The 22277-nt window shown below is 67.2% G+C and carries 12 protein-coding genes; 10 read left to right on the top strand and 2 right to left on the bottom strand.

The window, feature by feature from the left end; all coding sequences use genetic code 11:
* The first annotated feature begins 157 nt into the window (after window positions 1-157).
* Window positions 158-2509: a glycoside hydrolase family 31 protein gene (locus DDF62_RS07470; protein WP_116488550.1), complete on the top strand. Its 2352-nt coding sequence runs from the start codon at window positions 158-160 to the stop codon at window positions 2507-2509.
* Window positions 2510-2684: 175 nt separating this feature from the next.
* Here DDF62_RS07470 and DDF62_RS07465 read toward each other — a convergent pair whose 3' ends face one another.
* Window positions 2685-4460, bottom strand: a complete 1776-nt coding sequence (locus DDF62_RS07465) for a tetratricopeptide repeat-containing glycosyltransferase family protein (protein WP_116488549.1) — start codon at window positions 4458-4460, stop codon at window positions 2685-2687.
* Between the two features lie 342 nt (window positions 4461-4802).
* Here DDF62_RS07465 and rpoB point away from each other — a divergent pair, with 342 nt between their 5' ends.
* The 5 genes from rpoB to DDF62_RS07440 all read left to right on the top strand — a co-directional run bounded on the left by rpoB (window position 4803) and on the right by DDF62_RS07440 (window position 17855).
* On the top strand, window positions 4803-8873 hold the full coding sequence (rpoB, locus tag DDF62_RS07460) for a DNA-directed RNA polymerase subunit beta (protein WP_116488548.1): 4071 nt from the start codon (window positions 4803-4805) through the stop codon (window positions 8871-8873).
* Window positions 8874-8972: 99 nt separating this feature from the next.
* Window positions 8973-13163 (top strand): DNA-directed RNA polymerase subunit beta', encoded by a 4191-nt coding sequence (gene rpoC / locus DDF62_RS07455; RefSeq protein ID WP_116488547.1) that lies wholly within the window; start codon window positions 8973-8975, stop codon window positions 13161-13163.
* 170 nt (window positions 13164-13333) lie between these two features.
* Window positions 13334-13849 (top strand): hypothetical protein, encoded by a 516-nt coding sequence (locus tag DDF62_RS07450; RefSeq protein ID WP_116488546.1) that lies wholly within the window; start codon window positions 13334-13336, stop codon window positions 13847-13849.
* A gap of 125 nt (window positions 13850-13974) precedes the next feature.
* A complete protein-coding gene (locus DDF62_RS07445) occupies window positions 13975-15774 on the top strand; it encodes a methyl-accepting chemotaxis protein (RefSeq protein ID WP_116488545.1) in 1800 nt (599 codons plus the stop codon).
* A gap of 98 nt (window positions 15775-15872) precedes the next feature.
* On the top strand, window positions 15873-17855 hold the full coding sequence (locus DDF62_RS07440) for an alpha/beta hydrolase family protein (RefSeq protein ID WP_116488544.1): 1983 nt from the start codon (window positions 15873-15875) through the stop codon (window positions 17853-17855).
* Window positions 17856-17864: 9 nt separating this feature from the next.
* Here the strand turns inward: DDF62_RS07440 and DDF62_RS07435 are convergent, their stop codons facing one another.
* The gene (locus DDF62_RS07435; protein ID WP_244286743.1) at window positions 17865-18638 is read right to left on the bottom strand and encodes a hypothetical protein; all 774 of its coding nucleotides are present in this window, start codon (window positions 18636-18638) and stop codon (window positions 17865-17867) included.
* 355 nt (window positions 18639-18993) lie between these two features.
* On the opposite strand from DDF62_RS07435, the gene rpsL reads away from it, so the two are divergent.
* The 4 genes from rpsL to DDF62_RS07410 all read left to right on the top strand — a co-directional run.
* Window positions 18994-19365, top strand: a complete 372-nt coding sequence (gene rpsL, locus DDF62_RS07425) for a 30S ribosomal protein S12 (RefSeq protein ID WP_058350131.1) — start codon at window positions 18994-18996, stop codon at window positions 19363-19365.
* 12 nt (window positions 19366-19377) lie between these two features.
* Window positions 19378-19851: a 30S ribosomal protein S7 gene (gene rpsG / locus DDF62_RS07420; RefSeq protein WP_004624018.1), complete on the top strand. Its 474-nt coding sequence runs from the start codon at window positions 19378-19380 to the stop codon at window positions 19849-19851.
* 114 nt (window positions 19852-19965) lie between these two features.
* A complete protein-coding gene (fusA, locus tag DDF62_RS07415) occupies window positions 19966-22044 on the top strand; it encodes an elongation factor G (protein ID WP_116488543.1) in 2079 nt (692 codons plus the stop codon).
* A 123-nt stretch (window positions 22045-22167) separates the two neighbouring features.
* On the top strand, window positions 22168-22277 hold a 110-nt coding region (locus DDF62_RS07410), incomplete at its 3' end, for a GTP-binding protein (protein WP_133149236.1).

Here is a 22277-nt window from a genome sequence, read left to right as displayed (position 1 = left end):
TGCCCCTCCGTCGGCTTCGCCGACACCTCCCCCTTTCAAGGGGAGGATCTTGCCGCGCTATTCATCCCATAAATCGCACCTTGTGCGTTGACGGCGCTGTCAGCCGCCACTACGCCGGTATCAGTAAATGATAGCGGTAACTTAGTGGAGGAATCGCATGGCTTGGCTGGGTAACGGCGCAAAGGCGCGCGTCCTGGGTCTGGTTTCGGGCCTGGCGCTCAGCGTCGGGGCGGGCATGGCGGTCGCCGCGCCGCAGACGACGGTGGATCGCAACGGCGCCTATGTCTCGGTCGAGACCTACGCCCCCAACGTGATCCGCGTGACCATCAGCCAGGACAAGGACCTGGCCAAGGGCGCCCCGGGCTACGGCGTCAACGGGACGGCCACCGACAAGGGCTGGCGTCACGACCAGAAGGCCGGCGCCGACATCTTCACCTCCGCCGAACTGTCGCTGGAAGTCGTCGCCCAGCCATGGCCGGGCGCGCCCAGCCTGCAGGAGCGCTATTTCGCGCCGGCCCTGCCGCCGGTGTCGATCAAGGTGCGCAAGCCCGACGGGACCTCGCTGGTCGACATGACCGGCTGGGAGATGGCCCCGCACGTGATCAGCGGCGAGAAGACCTTCCGCGCCGGCGCCAGCTTCTCGACGACCGCCGACGAGCACTTCTATGGCCTGGGCCAGAACCAGGAGTCGGAAAGCGCGCTCGACCTGCGCGGCCGCACCATCGACTGCAAGCACGACTACGACGCCCCGCACGGCGAGAGCGTCTGCGTGCCGTTCCTGGTGACCAGCAAGGGCTACGGGATCCTGTGGGACAACCCGTCGGCCACCAAGATCTATCCGGGCGTCAACGGCCGCACCCTGTGGCAGAGCAATGTCGGCGAGCGCGTGTCGTTCTTCGTCATCACCGGCAAGACCACCGACGAGATCTACGCCGGCTACCGCGCCCTGACCGGCGTGACGCCGCTGCCGCCCAAGGCCGCCTTCGGCTACATCCAGTCCAAGGCCCGCTACGAGAGCCAGGCCGAGTTCATGGCCGTGGCCGACGGCTACCAGAAGCGCCAGCTGCCGCTCGACATCATGGTGCTGGACTGGTTCCACTGGACCCGCATGGGCCAGATCGACATCGATCCGGCCCAGTTCCCCGATCCGGCCGGCATGAACAAGACGCTGCACGACCGCGGCATCCACACCATCATCAGCGTGTGGCCCCGCTTCGAGCAGGAAGGCCGCTACTTCAACTACCTGGCCAACAAGGGCTGGTTCCTGAAGGACGAGAACGGCAATCCGGTCGACGGCCTGCCGTTCCGCAGCGACCGCACCGGCGCGCTGATCGACAGCACCAACCCCGAGGCCCGCGACTGGTTCTGGGGCAAGATCCGCGACAACATCATCTCGCAGGGCTTCGACTGGCTGTGGCTGGACGAGACCGAGCCTGACCTGGTGCCGTCGGGCTTCTACTTCCACGCCGGCACGGGCGACCGCATCCGCAACGCCTTTCCGCTGATGCACGCCCAGCTGGCCGCCGACGGCTCGCGCCGCGACCGTCCCGACAAGCGCAACCTGATCCTGGCCCGCGCCGCCTATACCGGCGCCCAGCGCAACGGCTCGCTGTTCTGGTCGTCCGACATCCAGCCCACCTGGGAGGCCCTGCGTCGCCAGGTGCCGACCGGCCTGAACTTCACCGCGTCCGGTCTGGCGTACTGGGGCAACGACATCGGCGGCTGGCAGTGGCTGCCCTCGACCACCACGGCGACCAAGGCGCCGCTGCTGGATCCGTCGGACGCCCGCGACGTGGTCGGCCAGAACAACGACTATCCCGAGCTCTTCACCCGCTGGTTCCAGTACGGCGTCTTCACCCCGACCCTGCGGGTGCACGGCATGCGCAAGGGCAACGAGCTGTGGTCGTTCGGCAAGGAGGCCGAGGACGTCCTCTCCAAGTACCTGAAGCTGCGCTACGCGCTGATGCCGTACCTCTACTCGATGGGCAAGACGACCTACGACACCGGCTCGCCCTTCATGCGCGGCCTGTTCATGGACTTCCCGAACGATCCGCAGGTGGCGAACATCGGCGATGAGTATATGTTCGGCCCGGCCTTCCTGGTGGCCCCGGTCACGCAGCAGGGCCAGACCGAGCGCGACGTCTACCTGCCGGCCGGCGCCGACTGGTACGACTACTGGACGAACCAGAAGTACACCGGCGGCCAGACGATCCGCGTGAAGGCGCCGATCGACGTCATCCCGCTGTTCGTCCGCGCCGGTTCGATCGTGCCGATCGGCGCGCCGATCACCAACACCAGCCAGGCCCAGGCGATCAGCGCGGTGAAGGTCTATCCGGGCCGCGACGCCGAGTTCTCGCTCTATGACGACGACGGCGTCACCAACGCCTACGAGAAGGGCGTCGGCAAGACGGTGAAGCTGCGCTGGGACGACAAGGCCGGCAAGCTGACCGCCACCGGCGACAAGGCCCTGGCGGCCCAGGCCCAGGCCGCCGTGCAGGTGGTGAAGTAGGAAGACTAAGAGGGGAGGGCGGAAACGTCCTCCCCTTCTTCTTGGACCCTCTCTCATGGAGAGAGGGAGGGGCCCACGCCAAAGGCGTGGGAGGGTGAGAGGGTACAATCTCACCAGATGGGGCGCAGTCGAAGTGGGGCGGGTAGGCTGCGGTCGTCGCGCTCCGTTCTCGCGACTACACCACACAGAGGTGCGGGTTTCCGCGGCCGGCGGTGAAACCTCTCACCCTCCCACCGCTGCGCGGCGGGCCCCTCCCTCTCTCTGAGAGAGAGGATTCACTCAGCGCCCGCGCCACCGCTTCCAGCCGCGCCTCCCACGCCGTTCCGTCCGGCTGGAACGCCCTGACCGCCGGGTACCAGGGGTAGCCCGCCGTCCCCAGCGCCGGCCAGTTCGGGTTGGCCGAGACGATCCAGGTTTCGGCGCCGAGGGCGGCGGCGATGTTGGTGGTCGCGGTCGGCGGGCCGATGACGAGGTCCAGCGCCTGGCAGAGAGCGGCGACGCCCTCCAGCTCCTGCATCAGGTCGAGGTTCGGCGGGCGGTGGATCGTCAGGCCCTGGGTCTGGGCGCGGGCAAGGTCCGGCTCGGCGTCGCCGTATTGCAGGTTCACGAACACCGCGCCCGGCGTGGCCAGCACCGGCGTCCACGCCTCGAATGGGGCGAAGCGGCGCGAGCGCAGGCCGGCCATCAGGCCGCTGCGCCAGAGGATGCCGATCTTTCGACCGGGGGGCAGGCGCGAGAGCCAGCCGCGCCAGTGCTCGACCCGCGCCGGATCGGGCGCGAAGAAGGGCTTTGCGTCCCCGAAGCTTTCCAATGTCCCGCGCAGCAGCGGCAGCAGGTCGCCCAGCGGCGCCCAGGCCTGGACCGGACCGGCGTCGGGGACGGTGCGGCGCAGGCGGCCGGCCAGGCTGGTGGTGGCGTGGCCGATCACCCGCACGCCCGGCCAGGCGCGCGCGAACAGCGGGACGAGGCGGGGCTCCACCGCCAGGGTCAGGCGTCCGGAGGGGCCGAGAGCGGCCAGGGCGTCGCCGATTATGGAGCCGAACATCACCTCGTCGCCCAGGCCCTGCTCGCTGACCAGCAGCAGGGAAAGCCCGGGCAAGGGCAGGTCCGGCGTCCAGCGCGGGGCGGGAATGTCGAAGGCCAGCGCCTCGCGCCGCTCGGGCGCCAGGCGGGCGGCGTAGTCGTCCCAGCCGCCAAGGTCGCCCAGGCACAGGCGGGCCGTGGCGCGGGCCAGGCGCACGGCGGCGGCCTGGGGCGGTGTCGGCCTCGCAGCCAGGGCGGCGTCGCAGGCCTCCCTGGCGGCGGCCGCGTCGCCGACGTCGAGGCGGGCCAGGGCGGCGTTGGCCAGGATCGGAACCTCGCGCGGCGCCAGGCGCAGGGCCTCGTCGTGGAAGACCCGGGCGTCGGCGTCGTCGCCCTTCTGGGCGGCGATCGAGCCCAGCAGGCTCCAGAGGTGCGGGGCCTTGGGCGCGTCGGCCATGGCTTCGCGGACGATCACCAGGGCCTCGTCGCAACGGTCGAGGTCGCGCAGCACGGCCGCCAGGTCCTGGGCGTCGGCCAGGTCGCCCGGGCAGGCGGCGCGGACGCGGGCCAGCAGGTCGGCGGCCAGCGCCGGCTGGCCCATGCGCCGGGCCAGGCGGGCCAGATCACGCACGCCGTCGGGATCGCCCGGCGCCTCCAGGTGCGCCTGCCGCAAGGCCTCGAAGGCCTGGGGCAGGGCGCCGGCCCGCTCGCGCACCAGGCCGATCAGGCGCAGGGCAAGGCTTGCGCCCTCGGGCAAGGCCGCGGCGGCCAGACTTTCGGCGCGGGCGAAGTCGCCGTCCGTCAGCGCGTCCCCGGCCTCGACCAGCCGCTTTCGAGCGGCGGCCGGAACCTCGTCCAGGCGCGCGGCGATGCGGTGCAGGGGCGACAGCGGCCGCTCTGCGGGGCGGGTCTTGAGCGCGGCGGTCATCGGTGGGCCTTGGCGAGGAGGAAGCGTCGCCAGGTTGAACGAGCCCGCGCCGTGAAATTGGTCGCTGTTTCCCCCTTTCCATCCTCGCTTCGATCCCCTATATCGGCCCGTTCACGAAGACATTTCGGCGGAGTGCGTCCACGCACGTCCGCTCTTCAACGCCCCGAGGCGCGATCAGCCGCCCTCCGATCCGCGCGAAGGGGCGCCCGACAGGCTTCCGGTCCCGGTCGCCAGTCAGGGGAATTCCAGCGTCCGACGCTCTCCGGCAAGGGGAGCGGCGAGGGTGGACGCCGAGGCATTCGAATTCACGCGCGGATTCCGTCCGCGCCGCAGGGAAAAAACATGGCGCAATCCTTCACCGGCAAGAAGCGGATCCGGAAGTCGTTCGGCCGCATTCCCGAGGCTGTGCAGATGCCGAACCTCATCGAGGTTCAGCGCTCCTCCTACGAACAGTTCCTGCAGCGCGAGGTCCGTCCGGGCCAGCGTCGCGACGAGGGCGTCGAGGCGGTCTTCAAGTCGGTGTTCCCGATCAAGGACTTCAACGAGCGCGCCGTGCTCGAATACGTGTCGTACGAGTTCGAAGAGCCCAAGTACGACGTCGAGGAATGCATCCAGCGCGACATGACCTTCGCTGCGCCGCTGAAGGTCAAGCTGCGTCTGATCGTGTTCGAAACGGAAGAAGAAACCGGCGCCCGGTCCGTCAAGGACATCAAGGAGCAGGACGTCTACATGGGCGATATCCCGCTCATGACCGACAAGGGCACCTTCATCGTCAACGGCACCGAGCGCGTCATCGTCTCGCAGATGCACCGTTCGCCCGGCGTGTTCTTCGACCACGACAAGGGCAAGACCCACGCCTCGGGCAAGCTGCTGTTCGCCGCCCGCGTGATCCCGTACCGCGGCTCGTGGCTCGACTTCGAGTTCGACGCCAAGGACATCGTCTACGTCCGTATCGACCGTCGCCGTAAGCTGCCGGCCACGACCTTCCTCTATGCCCTGGGCATGGACGGCGAAGAGATCCTGACCACGTTCTACGACGTCGTCCCGTTCGAGAAGCGTTCGGGCGGCTGGGCCACCCCGTACAAGCCCGAGCGCTGGCGCGGCGTGAAGCCGGAAGTCGCCCTGATCGACGCCGACACCGGCGAAGAGGTCGCTCCGGCTGGCCAGAAGATCAGCGCCCGCAACGCCAAGAAGCTGGCCGACGGCGGTCTGAAGACCCTGCTGCTCGGTCCGGAAGCCCTGACCGGCCGCTACCTGGCCCGCGACGCCGTCAACTTCGAGACCGGCGAAATCTACGCCGAAGCCGGCGACGAGCTGGACGTCCCCACGATCCAGGCCCTGGCCGACCAAGGCTTCGACACCATCGACGTGCTCGACATCGACCACGTGACGGTCGGCGCCTACATGCGCAACACCCTGCGCGTGGACAAGAACGCCGTCCGTGAAGACGCGCTGTTCGACATCTACCGCGTCATGCGTCCGGGCGAGCCGCCGACGGTGGAAGCCGCCGAAGCGATGTTCAAGTCGCTGTTCTTCGACGCCGAGCGCTACGACCTGTCGTCGGTGGGCCGCGTGAAGATGAACATGCGCCTGGAGCAGGAAGTCTCGGACGAAGTCCGCGTCCTGCGCAAGGAAGACGTCCTGGCCGTCCTGAAGCTGCTGGTCGGTCTGCGCGACGGCCGCGGCGAAATCGACGACATCGACAACCTGGGCAACCGCCGCGTGCGTTCGGTCGGCGAGCTGCTGGAAAACCAATACCGCGTCGGCCTGCTCCGCATGGAGCGCGCCATCAAGGAACGCATGTCGTCGGTCGATATCGACACCGTCATGCCGCACGACCTGATCAACGCGAAGCCGGCCGCTGCGGCCGTCCGTGAGTTCTTCGGCAGCAGCCAGCTGTCGCAGTTCATGGACCAGACGAACCCGCTGTCGGAAATCACCCACAAGCGTCGTCTCTCGGCCCTCGGCCCGGGCGGTCTGACCCGTGAGCGCGCCGGCTTCGAAGTCCGCGACGTTCACCCGACCCACTACGGCCGGATCTGCCCGATCGAAACGCCTGAAGGCCCGAACATCGGTCTGATCAACAGCCTCGCGACCCACGCCCGCGTGAACAAGTACGGCTTCATCGAGAGCCCGTACCGTCGCGTGAAGGACGGCAAGCCGCAGGACGAAGTCGTCTACATGTCGGCTATGGAGGAATCCAAGCACGTCATCGCCCAGTCGAACATCAAGGTGGTCGAAGGCGAGATCCTGGAAGAGCTGGTTCCGGGCCGCATCAACGGCGAACCCACCCTCCTGCAAAAGGAGACGGTGGACCTGATGGACGTGTCGCCGCGCCAGGTCGTGTCGGTGGCCGCCGCCCTGATCCCGTTCCTCGAAAACGACGACGCCAACCGCGCCCTCATGGGTTCGAACATGCAACGTCAGGCCGTGCCGCTGGTGCAGTCCGACGCCCCGCTGGTCGGCACCGGCATGGAAGCGGTCGTCGCCCGTGACTCGGGCGCCGTGGTCATCGCCAAGCGCACCGGCGTCGTCGAGCAGATCGACGGCACCCGTATCGTCGTGCGCGCCACCGAAGAGACCGATCCGGCCCGCTCGGGCGTCGACATCTACCGGATGTCGAAGTTCCAGCGCTCGAACCAGTCGACCTGCATCAACCAGCGTCCGCTGGTGAAGGTGGGCGACAAGATCAGCGCCGGCGACATCATCGCCGACGGTCCGTCGACGGAGCTGGGCGAACTGGCCCTGGGCCGCAACGCGCTCGTCGCGTTCATGCCCTGGAACGGCTACAACTTCGAAGACTCGATCCTGATCTCCGAACGCATCGTCCGTGACGACGTCTTCACCTCGATCCACATCGAGGAATTCGAAGTCATGGCCCGTGACACGAAGCTTGGTCCGGAAGAAATCACCCGCGACATCCCGAACGTCGGCGAGGAAGCCCTGCGCAACCTCGACGAAGCCGGCATCGTGGCCATCGGCGCCGAAGTCCAGCCGGGCGACATCCTGGTCGGCAAGGTGACGCCGAAGGGCGAAAGCCCGATGACGCCGGAAGAGAAGCTGCTGCGCGCCATCTTCGGCGAGAAGGCTTCGGACGTCCGCGACACCAGCCTGCGTCTGCCCCCGGGCGTCGCCGGCACGATCGTCGACGTGCGCGTCTTCAACCGTCACGGCGTCGACAAGGACGAGCGCGCCCTGGCCATCGAACGTTCGGAAATCGATCGTCTGGGCAAGGACCGCGACGACGAGTTCGCGATCCTGAACCGCAACATCTCGGGCCGTCTGAAGGACCTGCTGATCGGCAAGGTGGCCCTGTCGGGTCCCAAGGGCCTGCAGCGCGGTGAAATCACCGCCGAAGGCCTGGCCGGCGTGGCTTCGGGCCTGTGGTGGCAGATCGCTCTCGAAGACGAGAAGGCGATGGGCGAACTGGAAAGCCTCCGCCGTCTGTTCGACGAGAACCGCAAGCGCCTCGACCGTCGTTTCGAAGACAAGGTCGACAAGCTGCAACGCGGCGACGAACTGCCCCCGGGCGTCATGAAGATGGTCAAGGTCTTCGTGGCCGTGAAGCGCAAGCTTCAGCCGGGCGACAAGATGGCCGGCCGTCACGGCAACAAGGGCGTCATCTCGCGCATCCTGCCGATCGAGGACATGCCGTTCCTCGCCGACGGCACCCACGTGGACCTCGTGCTGAACCCGCTGGGCGTGCCTTCGCGCATGAACGTCGGTCAGATCTTCGAAACCCACCTGGGCTGGGCCTGCGCCAACCTCGGCAAGCAGATCACCGGTCTGCTCGAGGACTGGCAGCACGGCGGCCAGAAGGAAGCCCTGGTCCAGCGTCTGCGTGACGTCTACGGCCCGGACGAAGAGCTGCCGGATACCGAGGAAGACCTGGTCGAACTGGCCAAGAACCTCGGCAAGGGCATCCCGATCGCCACCCCCGTCTTCGACGGCGCGCGCATGGAAGACATCGAGGACCACCTCGAGATGGCCGGCGTGAACCGTTCGGGTCAGTCGATCCTGTTCGACGGCACCACCGGCGAGCAGTTCAAGCGTCCGGTCACGGTCGGCTACATCTACATGCTGAAGCTGCACCACCTGGTCGACGACAAGATCCACGCCCGTTCGATCGGTCCGTACTCGCTGGTCACCCAGCAGCCGCTGGGCGGCAAGGCCCAGTTCGGCGGTCAGCGCTTCGGGGAAATGGAAGTGTGGGCTCTGGAAGCCTACGGCGCCGCCTACACCCTGCAGGAAATGCTGACGGTGAAGTCGGACGACGTGGCCGGCCGGACCAAGGTCTACGAGTCGATCGTCCGTGGCGACGACACGTTCGAAGCCGGTATCCCGGAAAGCTTCAACGTGCTGGTCAAGGAAATGCGCTCGCTCGGCCTGAACGTCGAGCTGGAGAACAGCTGATCCGGATCTCCCTCCTCCGCCGAGCCGGCGGGGGAGGGGCCCCTTTCAGCCTCTTCTCCACTTTGAATTTTCGCGGGTAGTCCCGCAGAAGGAACCAAGATGAACCAGGAAGTCCTGAACATCTTCAATCCGGTCCAGGCCACGCCGACCTTCGACCAGATCCGCATCTCGCTCGCCTCGCCGGAAAAGATCCGTTCGTGGTCGTTCGGCGAGATCAAGAAGCCCGAGACCATCAACTACCGCACGTTCAAGCCCGAGCGTGACGGCCTGTTCTGCGCCCGTATCTTTGGCCCGACCAAGGACTACGAATGCCTGTGCGGCAAGTACAAGCGCATGAAGTACAAGGGCATCATCTGCGAAAAGTGCGGCGTGGAAGTCACCCTCGCCCGCGTTCGCCGTGAGCGCATGGGCCACATCGAGCTGGCCTCGCCGGTCGCTCACATCTGGTTCCTGAAGTCGCTGCCCTCGCGCATCGCCATGATGCTCGACATGCCGCTGAAGGACATCGAGCGCGTCCTCTACTTCGAATACTACATCGTCACCGAGCCGGGCCTGACCCCGCTGAAGCAGCACCAGCTGCTGTCGGAAGACGACTACATCCGCGCTCAGGACGAGTACGGCGACGACAGCTTCACCGCCGAGATCGGCGCCGAGGCCGTCCAGAACCTGCTGAAGGCCATCGACCTCGAGAAAGAGGCCGAGCGTCTGCGCGAGGAACTGGCCGGCACCGTGTCGGACATGAAGCAGAAGAAGTTCAGCAAGCGCCTGAAGATCCTGGAAGCCTTCCAGGAGTCGGGCAACCGTCCCGAGTGGATGGTGCTGACCGTCGTTCCGGTCATCCCGCCGGAACTGCGTCCGCTGGTGCCGCTGGACGGCGGCCGCTTCGCGACCTCGGACCTGAACGACCTGTACCGCCGGGTCATCAACCGTAACAACCGTCTGAAGCGCCTCATCGAGCTGCGCGCGCCCGACATCATCATCCGCAACGAAAAGCGGATGCTGCAGGAGTCGGTCGACGCCCTGTTCGACAACGGCCGTCGCGGTCGCGTCATCACCGGCGCCAACAAGCGCCCGCTGAAGTCGCTGGCCGACATGCTGAAGGGCAAGCAAGGCCGCTTCCGTCAGAACCTGCTCGGCAAGCGCGTCGACTACTCGGGCCGTTCGGTCATCGTCGTGGGTCCGGACCTGAAGCTGCACGAGTGCGGCCTGCCCAAGAAGATGGCGCTGGAGCTGTTCAAGCCGTTCATCTACGCGCGCCTGGACGCCAAGGGCCTGTCGGGCACCGTCAAGCAGTCCAAGCGCATGGTCGAGCGCGAGCAGCCCCAGGTGTGGGACATCCTCGAAGAGGTGATCCGCGAGCACCCGGTCCTGCTGAACCGCGCCCCGACGCTTCACCGTCTGGGCATCCAGGCGTTCGAACCGAAGCTGATCGAGGGCAAGGCCATCCAGCTGCACCCGCTGGTCTGCGCCGCGTTCAACGCCGACTTCGACGGCGACCAGATGGCCGTGCACGTCCCGCTGAGCCTGGAAGCTCAGCTGGAAGCGCGCGTCCTGATGATGTCGACCAACAACATCCTGTCGCCCGCCAACGGTCGCCCGATCATCGTGCCGTCGCAGGACATCGTCCTGGGCCTGTACTACCTGTCGGTCGCTCGCGAGGGTGAGCCGGGTGAAGGCAAGATCTTCGCCGATCTGGGTGAAATCGAAGCCGCCATGGACGCCGGCGTCGTGTCGCTGCACGCCAAGATCAAGTCGCGCTTCACCGAAGTGGACGCCGATGGCGTGGCTCGCCGCCGCGTGATCGACACCACCCCGGGCCGCATGAAGATCGCCGCCCTGCTGCCGCGCCACCCCGCGATCGGTCACCGACTGATCGAGAAGGCGCTGACCAAGAAGGAAATCGGCAACCTCATCGACATCGTCTACCGCCACTGCGGTCAGAAGGCGACGGTGATCTTCGCCGACCAGGTCATGGGCCTGGGCTTCAAGGAAGCCGCCAAGGCCGGCATCTCGTTCGGCAAGGACGACATCATCATTCCGAAGCGCAAGGAAGCGATCGTCGCCGAGACGCGCGCCCTGGCCGAGGAATATGAGCAGCAGTACGCCGACGGCCTGATCACCAAGGGTGAGAAGTACAACAAGGTCGTTGACGCCTGGGCCAAGGCCACCGATCGCGTCGCCGACGAGATGATGGCCGAGCTTCAGACGAAGCATAAGGACGAGAACGGCCGCGAGAAGGAAATCAACGCCATCTACATGATGGCCCACTCCGGCGCCCGTGGTTCGCAAGCCCAGATGAAGCAGCTGGGCGGCATGCGCGGCCTGATGGCCAAGCCGTCCGGTGAAATCATCGAGACCCCGATCGTCTCGAACTTCAAGGAAGGCCTGACCGTTCAGGAGTACTTCAACTCCACCCACGGCGCCCGTAAGGGTCTGGCCGACACCGCGCTGAAGACGGCCAACTCGGGTTACCTGACCCGTCGTCTGGTCGACGTCGCGCAGGACTGCATCATCGTCGAGGAAGACTGCGGCACCACGAAGGGCATCACCCTTCACGCCGTGGTCGAAGGCGGCGACGTGCTGGTCTCGCTGGGCCTGCGGGTCCTGGGCCGCTTCTCGGCCGAGGACATCAAGAACCCGAGCACCGGCGAGCTGGTGGTTCCGGCCGACACCTACATCGACGAGAACATCGCCGACGCCATCGAGGCGGCGGCCGTCCAGTCGGTGAAGGTCCGCTCGGTCCTGACCTGCGAAGCCAAGATCGGCGTCTGCGGCGCCTGCTACGGCCGCGACCTGGCTCGCGGCACTCCGGTCAACATCGGTGAAGCTGTCGGCGTCATCGCCGCCCAGTCGATCGGTGAGCCGGGCACGCAGCTGACCATGCGTACGTTCCACATCGGCGGCACCGCCCAGGTGGCCGAGCAGTCGTTCTTCGAAAGCAGCAACGACGGTGTCGCCCGCGTCAGCGGCGCCACCGTGGTGGCTTCCGACGGCGCCCTGGTCGTGATGAGCCGCAACACCTCGGTGAGCGTGCTGGTCGACGGCAAGGAACGCGAAAACTACAAGCCGCCGTACGGCGCTCGCCTGAAGATCAAGGACGGCGACACCGTCAAGCGCGGCCAGCGCCTGGCCGACTGGGACCCCTACACCACGCCGATCATCACCGAAGTCGGCGGCCGCATCCGCGCCGAAGACCTGGTGGACGGCTTCTCGGTCCGCGAAGAAGTCGACGAAGCGACGGGCATCGCCCAGCGCGTCATCGCCGACTGGCGCGCGTCGGCCCGCGGTTCGGACCTGCGTCCGGCCATGGGCGTGCTGGCCGAGGATGGCAGCTACAAGCGTCTGTCGAACGGCGGCGAGGCTCGCTACCTCCTGTCGGTCGGCGCCATTCTCTCGGTGGCCGACGGCGACGAAGTGAAGCCGGGTGAGGTCATCGCCCGTATCCCGACCGAAGGCGCCAAGACCCGGGACATCACCGGTGGTCTGCCGCGCGTCGCCGAACTCTTCGAAGCCCGCCGTCCGAAGGACTGCGCGGTCATCGCGGAAATGGACGGCCGTGTCGAATTCGGCAAGGATTACAAGAACAAGCGCCGGATCAAGATCACTCCGGACGTCGACGCCGACGGCAACCAGCCCGAAGCGGTCGAGTTCCTGATCCCGAAGGGCAAGCACATCGCGGTGCATGATGGCGACTACATCACGCGCGGCGAGTACATCATCGACGGCAACCCGGATCCGCACGACATCCTGCGCATCCTGGGCGTCGAGGCCCTGGCCAACTTCCTCGTCGACGAGATCCAGGAGGTCTATCGACTGCAGGGCGTGCCGATCAACGACAAGCACATCGAGACGATCGTTCGTCAGATGCTGCAAAAGGTCGAGATCATCGAGCCCGGCGACACCGGCCTCATCAAGGGCGACCACCTTGATAAGCCGGAGTTCGACAAGGAACAGGACAAGGCGATCGCCCGCGGCGGCCGTCCGGCTGTGACCCAGCCGGTGCTGCTCGGCATCACCAAGGCCTCGCTGCAGACCAAGAGCTTCATCTCGGCCGCGTCGTTCCAGGAAACGACCCGCGTCCTGACCGAAGCCTCGGTGCACGGCAAGACCGACACCCTGGAAGGCCTGAAGGAAAACGTCATCGTGGGTCGCCTGATCCCCGCTGGTACGGGTTCCTACCTGCGCAGCCTGCAGCGCGTCGCCGCCAAGCGCGACGAGCAGCTGGCCCAGCAGCGCGAAGAGGCGATGGAGCCGCTGCCGGCCGAGATCGCGCTCTCGGACGCCGAATAAGCGTCCGAGACCACTCGGAAACCTGGATGTCGGCAGGCATCCAGGGCGGACGCCGAGTAATCGGCGGCCGACAGCCTTTAAGGTTGTGCTAGACAAGGAGCGGTCGGGGAAACCCGGCCGCTCTTTTGTTTTGCGCGGTCGCCGGGGCGGCCTGATGTCGGGGGACATCCATGTTTCGCAGCTTCTCGATCGCGGCCGTCGTCGCTGTGCTGGGTCTGGCCGCATGTGCGCCTGAGGCGTCCGCGCCGCCAGCGCCCAAGCCGTCCGATGGCTTTCCCGTCGCCGACCGCGCCTTCGTCGACGGCGCCGCTCAGGTCATCGCCCAGGATCTGGGCGCGTCGGTCATCTTCCGTGATCTGGCTATCAGCGACACGCCGGGGCAGGGCAAGAGCCTGTGCGGCGATGCAGCCCTGCCCGGCGAGGCCTGGAAGGGGATCGTGGTCCGCAAGGGCGAGGCGGCGGGCGATTTCCTGGTGCTGATCGCCGACGACAACCTGTCGCCTCGCGCCCTGCCGCAGTGTCGCAAGTTGGTCCTGAAGTATCTGGGGGAGACCAAGGTCGACTGGTACGAGGCCGAGACCGCCATGAACCAGGCCGGCTGCGCCCATATCGACGTCAATTACTGGACGGGCTGGAAGGACTACTGCCAAGGGGCGCAGACCAGGTCGGCGAAGACGCAATCTTGACCGGGCAACCTTCGGTGGAAATGTGACGAATTGTAAAAAGACTCTCGTTATTTCAGCGCGTTAAATGAAATTTCAGCCGGGCGGGGTGAAAAGGAGTGCAAATTCCTTCCTCTCGCCCGGACATCATGCGCTCGGACATCTCCACCAAGGTCAGCCTGACCATCGCCGCCGCCTTCGCCGTTCTGCTGGCCGGGCTGCTCGCCGTGGTCGCCTGGAGCTCGCTCGGCTTCGCCAAGCGCCAGGCCGTGGCCCAGCAGGAAACCAGCATGCGCGTGGCCTGGGACGTCATCGGCCGCCAGGGCCAGTCGTTCCGCCGCGAGGGCGACCAGCTGATGGTCGGCGACCATGTGCTGAACGGCGACCTGGCCGGGGTCGATCGCGTCAAGGCGTTGGCCGGGGGCGTGGCCACCGTGTTCGCCGGCGACAAGCGCATCAGCACCAATGTCGAGAAGCCGGACGGCTCGCGCGCCGTCGGCACCAGCCTGGCCCAGGGGCCGGTCTATGACGCCGTGCTCGGTCGTGGCGAGCCCTATCGCGGCGAGACCAAGATCCTCAAGCGCGACTACTTCGTCGCCTACGACCCGATCAAGGACGCCTCTGGCCAGGTGATCGGCGTGATGTTCGTGGGCGTGCCCAAGGACATCTATTTCGGTCCGGTCTACCGCCAGCTGGCCTGGCTGGGCGTGGCCGGCGTACTGCTGGGCATGGCCGGGGGCGTCGCCTCGGTGCTGACCGTCCGCCGCCAGCTGTCGCCGCTGAAGACCCTGCGCGAGGCCATGGCCCGCCTGATGAAGGGCGACCTCAACGTCGCCCTGCCGTTCGGCGGCCGCCGCGACGACATCGGCCTGATGGCCGACGCCGTGCACGCCTTCCGCGACGACGCCGAGGCCAAGCGCCGCATCGAGGCCGACGCCGCCAGCGATCGCGACCAGGCCGAGGCCGATCGCGCCGCCGCCCAGGCTCGCGACGCCCGCTCGGCGCGCGAGCAGAGCCTGGTGGTCGAGAGCCTGGCCGAAGGCCTGGGCCGCCTGTCGAACGGCGACCTGACGGTTCGGCTCGACCAGCCCTTCGCCAACGACTACGAGGGTCTGCGCAGCGACTTCAACCAGGCCGTCGAGCGCCTGGAAGCGGCGATGAGCTCGGTGGTCGACGCCGTCGGCGCGCTCAACGCCGGCGCCGGCAGCATCGCCGACGCTTCGTCCGACATCTCCGACCGCACCGAACAGCAGGCCGCCAGCCTGGAAGAGACGGCCGCGGCCCTGGAAGAGATCACCGTCACCGTCCGCCGCACCGCCGAGGGCGCTCGCGGGGCCCACATGGCCGTTCGTGAAGCCCAGACCGAGGCCGGCCGTTCGCGCACGGTCGTCGAAGACACCATCGCCGCCATCGGCGGGGTCGAGGCCTCGTCGCACCAGGTCGGCCAGATCGTCGGCGTGATCGACGAGATCGCCTTCCAGACCAACCTTCTGGCCCTGAACGCGGGCGTGGAAGCCGCTCGCGCCGGCGACGCCGGCAAGGGCTTCGCGGTCGTCGCCCAGGAAGTGCGGGCCCTGGCCCAGCGCTCGGCCGAGGCGGCCAAGGAGATCAAGGTCCACATCGCCGACAGCGCCCGTCAGGTCGAGGCCGGGGTGAAGCTGGTCGGCCGCACGGGCGAGGCCCTGCAGAAGATCGTCGCCCAGGTCGAGGCCATCGACGGCATCGTCAGCCAGATCGCCGCCGGCGCCCAGGAACAGTCGGTGGGCCTGTCGCAGGTCAACACGGCGGTGAACCAGATGGACCAGGGCGCCCAGCGCAACGCGGCCCTGATCAGCCGCTCGGCCGGCGACAGCCGCAACCTGGTAACCGCCGCCGACGAGCTGTCGGGCATGGTGGCGCGCTTCCGCACCTCGCAGGCGTCTTCTTCGGCATTGCGCCGCGCGGGCTGATTTCAAGCTTGGCCTTGGGCTTGACGCCCTGGGTCGGTATCGCCTTGAGTGTACGCAGCCGGCGAAGTGTCGCTGGGCGCGTATTCTCGGGGGCGAGTGTGCTTTCTAAAATCGGTGTTGCGGCCGCGCTGTCGCTTGTCGCCTTCCAGGGCGCGCAGGCCCAGTCGCCGCTTCCGGCGTCGGCCTTCGGCCGGCTGCCGGGCGTGCAGGACGTGGCCATGTCGCCGGCCGGCGACCAGCTGGCCATCCTGGGGGGCGCGCCGGCGGCGCGCACCGTCCGCTTCGCCACCATCGACAAGCCCGGCGAGACGCAGCTCTCCCTCGGCGATGTCCAGACCATGGACGTGCGCTGGGTGGGCGAGAACTACCTGCTGGTCCGCGCGGCCTACTGGCAGACGGTCGGCCCGCGCAACGCCTACCGCTTCGAGCGCAACGTCGTCGTCGACAACAAGGGCAAGGTGGTCTCGACCCTGCTCGAGGGCGACAACCCGTCGGCCTATGCGCTGAGCCAGCCGGTGCTGGGCGTGGTCGACGGCGACAAGCCCAAGGCCATGGTCCTGGGCCTGGACCAGGTGGTCGACAATGGCGAGGGCAATCTCGGCACCCGCCTGGTTCGCAAGGGGGTGATCAACCCGCTGGTCTGGACCCTGTGGCGGGTGGACGTGGCCAAGGGGCGCGGCAACGTCGCCGAGCGGGGCACGCCCGACACCAAGCGCTGGAGCGTCGACGCCGAGGGCGAGGCCCGCGTGCGCATCGACGAAGACATCATCAGCCACAAGATCAGCATCCATGCCCGCGCCAAGGGCCAGAAGCAGTGGCGGCCTCTGGCCAGCGCCGACCGCGACGACAGCTATCTGGGCTATTCCGACGCCGAGGACGCCGCCTTCATGGTCCGCAAAGGCGCCGACGGCGTCTCGCAGGTGGTTCGCATCCGGCTGGCCGGGGGCGAGCCGGAGCTGGTCGGCAAGTCGGTGACCAACCAGGACGTCGGCCTGTTGCGCGACGCCCACCTGACCACGCCGGCGGCCATCGTCTCGGGCGGCGAGCGCCCGGTGTACGAATGGCTCGATCCGCAGCTGGCTACGGTGCACGGCGCGCTGTCGCGGGCCTTCAAGGGTCGCGACGTGCTGCTGACCGGCTGGTCGAAGGACCGCACGCGGTTCGTCGCCCGGATGACCTCGCCGTCGGCGCCGGCCACCTGGTATCTGTTCGACAGGACCCGCAAGGAGATCTCGCCCCTGGGCGAGGAGTATCCCGAGCTCAAGGACCAGCCGCTGGGCCAGACCCGCTGGCTGACCTACAAGGCGCGCGACGGCCTGGAGATCCCGGCCTACCTGACCCTGCCGCCGGGCGCGCCGGCCGCGGGCGGCAAGCTGCCGCTGATCGTCATGCCGCACGGCGGCCCCGCCGCGCGCGACGGCTTCGACTTCGACTGGTGGGCGCAGTTCCTGGCCACCCGCGGCTACGCCGTGCTGCAACCGCAGTTCCGGGGTTCCTCCGGCTTCGGCGACGCCTTCGAGAAGGCGGGCGAGCGCGAATGGGGCGGCAAGATCCAGACCGACCTGCTGGACGGCGTCGCCAGCCTGGCGGCCGAGGGCGTGGTCGACCCGGCCCGTGTCTGCATCGTCGGCGCCAGTTTCGGCGGCTATTCGGCCCTGGCCGGCGCGACCCTTCACCCGGAGGCCTATCGCTGCGCGGTCTCGGTCAACGGCGTTTCCGACCTGCCGCAGGCCCTGGGCGAGACGGTGACCGCCTACGGCAAGGACTCCGACTCGTTCCGCTACTGGCGCCAGGTCATGGGCTCCACCGTCAGCGATCCGACCGCCCTGACCTCGATCTCGCCCGCCCGCCGGGTCAGCAAGACCACGCCGCCGGTGCTGCTGGTCTGGGGCGAGCGCGACACCACGGTGCTGCCGGCCCAGTCCGAGCGCATGCGCGACGCCCTGCAGGCGGCCGGCCGGCCGGTCGAGACGCTCGCGCTCGAGAAGGACGACCACTACCTGATGAACGCCGCCTCCCGCACCCGCATGCTGGAGGCCGCCGAGCAGTTCCTGGCCAAGCACCTGCCGGTCGCCCGGTAGGGAAGGGCGCTAGTCTTTCTTCTGCTGCATCTCCAGCAGGCGCAGCTTCTGCTGGGTGGCGTCGCGCTGGCGGCCCAGGCCGTCCTGCTCCAGGCCGCCGACCATGGGGATGTCCTTGCCTCGGCCGGGGCCGTCGCGGCTGCGATGGTCGACGCCGGGCCCCATGGGCGCGTCGCGATAGGCGCGGGCGGCCTCCTGCCGCAGCGACTGGATGTCGAAGTCGCGGCGTTTGGCGGCTTCGATGGGGGCCGCGTATTCGGGGGCCTTGCGGGCGGCCTCGCCCCAGCGCTCGTCGCAGCGCTCGCGTTCGCGCCGGTTCAGGCCCACGGCGCGGTCGTTGGCGCAGCCCGCGCCGCTGCCCCGCAGCGCCGCCTTCAGGTCGCCGCCGGGCTGGGCGGCGGGCAGGGGCGCGGGATGGTTCGAGGCGCCGCGGTCGCGCTGGCCCGCCGAGGGGGCGGCCACGAACGGGGAGGGAGCGATTCCCGAGGGCGCCGGCCGCCGGGCCTCGCGTGGAATCGGCAGGGGGCTGGCCGCCGTCGCCGGGGCGGCCTCGGCCGCTTGCCGGGGGACCTCGCGCGGGGTCTGCGTCATCAGGTCGATGGTCACGGTCGACACCGTGTCCTGGTCGGGAAACACCTCCCGCACGGGCAGGGCCAGCCAGGCGAGCACCGCCAGGTGCACCGCCGCCGATCCGCCCGCCACGGCCCAGAACCGCTTGTCGGGCTTGGCTTCGACGGGGCGATCCAGCAGAAGGGTTATGGATCGCGCGGCGGCTTCGACCACGAGGAACTCGACGACAAGGGAAGGTTGCGAGCCCAGGCTGGCGATCGCTGATGGCGAAAGCGTGACCGTCGCGCGTCGCGCGTAAACGTCCCATTAACCGACGCGGAAGGCGACGATTGACGTGGAGCCCCTTCGCGAGTAGGTTCCGCGCTCTTTTCGAGGTGGGTCTTGCGCCCGTCCTGATGAGCGTCCGTCCCTAAACCGACGGCAGGCCCGCCGGAACGCTTTCCGCGTCCCGGCGAGTTTCGTGTTTATCGGGTCTCCAACCGGAGCCTTGAAGCCGGAAAAGAACAACGACAAGGACCCTGAAGCGCTTCGGCCGAAAGGCACACGCTTCCATCAGAGCAGAGACTTAATGCCTACCGTCAACCAGCTCATCCGCAAGCCGCGCTCTCCGAAGCCGGTCCGGAACAAGGTGCCCGCCCTGAAGGGCTGCCCCCAACGTCGCGGCGTCTGCACCCGCGTCTACACGACGACCCCGAAGAAGCCGAACTCGGCTCTGCGTAAGGTCGCCAAGGTCCGTCTGACCACCGGCATCGAAGCCGTGTGCTACATTCCGGGCGAAGGCCACAATCTGCAGGAGCACTCGGTGGTGCTCATCCGCGGCGGCCGCGTCAAGGACTTGCCCGGCGTCCGCTATCACATCCTGCGCGGCGTCCTCGACACCCAAGGTGTCAAGGATCGTAAGCAGCGTCGTTCGCTCTACGGCGCCAAGCGTCCGAAGTAAGGAAGAAGAAGAATGTCCCGCCGCCGTCGCGCCGAGAAGCGTCAAGTCCTGCCGGACCCCAAGTTTGGGGATCTGGTTGTCACGAAGTTCATGAACTACGTGATGTACGAAGGCAAAAAAGCCGTCGCCGAAAACATCATCTACGGCGCCTTCGATATCCTGGAAGCCAAGCGCAAGGACCAAGGTCCGCTTGAAACCTTCCACTCCGCCCTGGACAACGTCGCCCCGGCGATCGAAGTCCGTTCGCGCCGCGTCGGCGGCGCCACGTACCAAGTGCCGGTCGAGGTCCGTCCGGACCGTCGCCGCGCCCTGGCCATCCGTTGGCTGGTGACCGCCGCTCGCAAGCGCGGTGAAAACACCATGACGGAAAAGCTGGCTGGTGAGCTGCTCGACGCGTCGAACAACCGCGGCACCGCCGTGAAGAAGCGCGAAGACACCCACAAGATGGCTGAAGCCAACCGGGCCTTCTCGCACTACCGCTGGTAAGCTTTCTTACCAGCACCCTTTCAGGCGCGGGCGGTTTGCGATAAACCGCCCGCGCCGCACGTTTAAATCCCGGTCGTGTCCGTCAGGGCCGCCCCGTTTCGCAGAGCGATCGCTATGCCCCGCACGCATAAAATCGAAGACTACCGCAACTTCGGCATCATGGCCCACATCGACGCGGGCAAGACGACGACGACCGAGCGGATCCTGTATTACACCGGTAAGTCCCACAAGATCGGCGAAGTCCACGACGGCGCCGCGACCATGGACTGGATGGAGCAGGAGCAGGAACGCGGCATCACCATCACGTCGGCCGCGACGACCGCTTTCTGGAACGACAAGCGCCTCAACATCATCGACACCCCCGGGCACGTCGACTTCACCATCGAAGTCGAGCGCAGCCTGCGCGTCCTCGACGGCGCCGTGACGGTGCTGGACGGCAACGCCGGCGTCGAGCCGCAGACCGAAACCGTCTGGCGCCAGGCCGACAAGTACAAGGTTCCGCGGATCGTGTTCGTCAACAAGATGGACAAGATCGGCGCCGACTTCGACAAGTCGGTCGAGTCGATCCGCGACCGTCTGGGCGCCAAGGCCGTTCCGATCCAATTCCCGATCGGCGCTGAATCCAACCTGAAGGGCCTCGTGGACCTGGTCCGCATGAAGGCCGTGGTCTGGGACAACGACGGCCTGGGCGCGACCTATCGCGACGAAGAGATCCCGGCCGACCTGCTGGACAAGGCCGTCGAGGCCCGCGCCTACCTGGTCGAGAACGCCGTCGAACTCGACGACGACGCCATGGAAGCCTACCTGGGCGGCGAAGAGCCCTCGGAAGAAGTCATCAAGAAGTGCATCCGCAAGGCCGTGCTGACCGGCGCCTTCTACCCGATCCTCTGCGGCTCGGCCTTCAAGAACAAGGGCGTCCAGCCCCTGCTCGACGCCGTCGTCGACTACCTGCCGTCGCCGGTGGACATCCCGCCGACCAAGGGCATCGACTTCAAGACCGAAGAAGAAATCGTCCGTAAGGCCTCGGACGAAGAGCCGCTGTCGGTTCTGGCGTTCAAGATCATGGACGACCCCTTCGTCGGTTCGCTGACCTTCTGCCGCCTCTACTCGGGCAAGATGGAAACCGGCATGAGCCTGCTGAACTCGACGCGCGACAAGCGCGAGCGGGTCGGCCGCATGCTGCTCATGCACTCCAACAACCGTGAAGACATCAAGGAAGCCTACGCCGGCGACATCGTCGCCCTGGCCGGCCTCAAGGAAACCCGCACGGGCGACACCCTGTGCGATCCGCTGAAGTCGCCGGTGATCCTGGAGCGCATGGAATTCCCGGCCCCGGTCATCGAGATCGCCGTCGAGCCCAAGTCGAAGGCCGACCAGGAAAAGCTGGGCGTCGCCCTGCAGAAGCTGGCCGCCGAAGATCCGTCCTTCACCGTCTCGACCGACTTCGAGTCGGGCCAGACGATCCTGAAGGGCATGGGCGAGCTGCACCTCGACATCAAGATCGACATCCTGAAGCGCACCTACAAGGTCGAAGCCAACATCGGCGCGCCGCAGGTGGCCTACCGTGAATCGCTGGGCCGCAAGGTCGACATCGACTACACGCACAAGAAGCAGACCGGTGGTACGGGCCAGTTCGCCCGCGTCATGATCACCTTCGAACCGGGCGAGCCGGGTTCGGGCTTCGTGTTCGAAAACTCGATCGTCGGCGGCGCCGTGCCGAAGGAATACATCCCGGGCGTCCAGAAGGGCCTGGAATCGGTCAAGGACAACGGCCTGCTGGCCGGCTTCCCGCTGATCGACTTCAAGGCGACCCTGACCGACGGCAAGTTCCACGACGTCGACTCGTCGGTCCTGGCCTTCGAAATCGCCTCGCGCGCCGCCTTCAAGGAGCTGCGCGAAAAGGGCGCTCCGAAGCTGCTCGAGCCGATCATGAAGGTCGAGGTCGTGACCCCGGAAGAGTACCTGGGTTCGGTCATCGGCGACCTGAACAGCCGTCGCGGTATGATCCAGGGTCAGGACATGCGCGGCAACGCCACCGTCGTGAACGCCTTCGTCCCGCTGGCCAACATGTTCGGTTACGTGAACACCCTGCGCGGCATGTCGCAAGGCCGCGCTCAGTTCAGCATGGTCTACGACCACTACGATCCGGTGCCGCAACACGTCGCCGACGAAGTGATCAAGAAGTACGCCTAAGCTTCTCCTTAGGGAAAAGCCTAGACGCTGGATTGAAAGGGGTTCAAAGGAGCCCCTTTCGCCCCACCCCAGAAGTTCAACCTGTTTTGATAAAGGCCCCTCTGGGGTCCTGGAGCTAAGAAGATGGCCAAGGAAAAGTTCGAACGTAATAAGCCGCACTGCAACATCGGCACCATCGGTCACGTTGACCATGGCAAGACGACGCTGACGGCCGCGATCACGATCACGCTGGC

Origin of the sequence: Caulobacter radicis (assembly GCF_003094615.1) — a bacterium.
Taxonomy (GTDB): domain Bacteria; phylum Pseudomonadota; class Alphaproteobacteria; order Caulobacterales; family Caulobacteraceae; genus Caulobacter; species Caulobacter radicis.
This window is presented reverse-complemented; position numbering and strand designations above follow the sequence as displayed.

Bases quoted from the DNA above. Each gene is read 5' to 3' on its own strand.
- DDF62_RS07470 (WP_116488550.1), top strand. From the start codon at position 158: ATGGCTTGGCTGGGTAACGGCGCAAAGGCGCGCGTCCTGGGTCTGGTT.
- DDF62_RS07465 (WP_116488549.1), bottom strand. From the start codon at position 4,460: ATGACCGCCGCGCTCAAGACCCGCCCCGCAGAGCGGCCGCTGTCGCCC.
- rpoB (WP_116488548.1), top strand. From the start codon at position 4,803: ATGGCGCAATCCTTCACCGGCAAGAAGCGGATCCGGAAGTCGTTCGGC.
- rpoC (WP_116488547.1), top strand. From the start codon at position 8,973: ATGAACCAGGAAGTCCTGAACATCTTCAATCCGGTCCAGGCCACGCCG.
- DDF62_RS07450 (WP_116488546.1), top strand. From the start codon at position 13,334: ATGTTTCGCAGCTTCTCGATCGCGGCCGTCGTCGCTGTGCTGGGTCTG.
- DDF62_RS07445 (WP_116488545.1), top strand. From the start codon at position 13,975: ATGCGCTCGGACATCTCCACCAAGGTCAGCCTGACCATCGCCGCCGCC.
- rpsL (WP_058350131.1), top strand. From the start codon at position 18,994: ATGCCTACCGTCAACCAGCTCATCCGCAAGCCGCGCTCTCCGAAGCCG.
- rpsG (WP_004624018.1), top strand. From the start codon at position 19,378: ATGTCCCGCCGCCGTCGCGCCGAGAAGCGTCAAGTCCTGCCGGACCCC.
- fusA (WP_116488543.1), top strand. From the start codon at position 19,966: ATGCCCCGCACGCATAAAATCGAAGACTACCGCAACTTCGGCATCATG.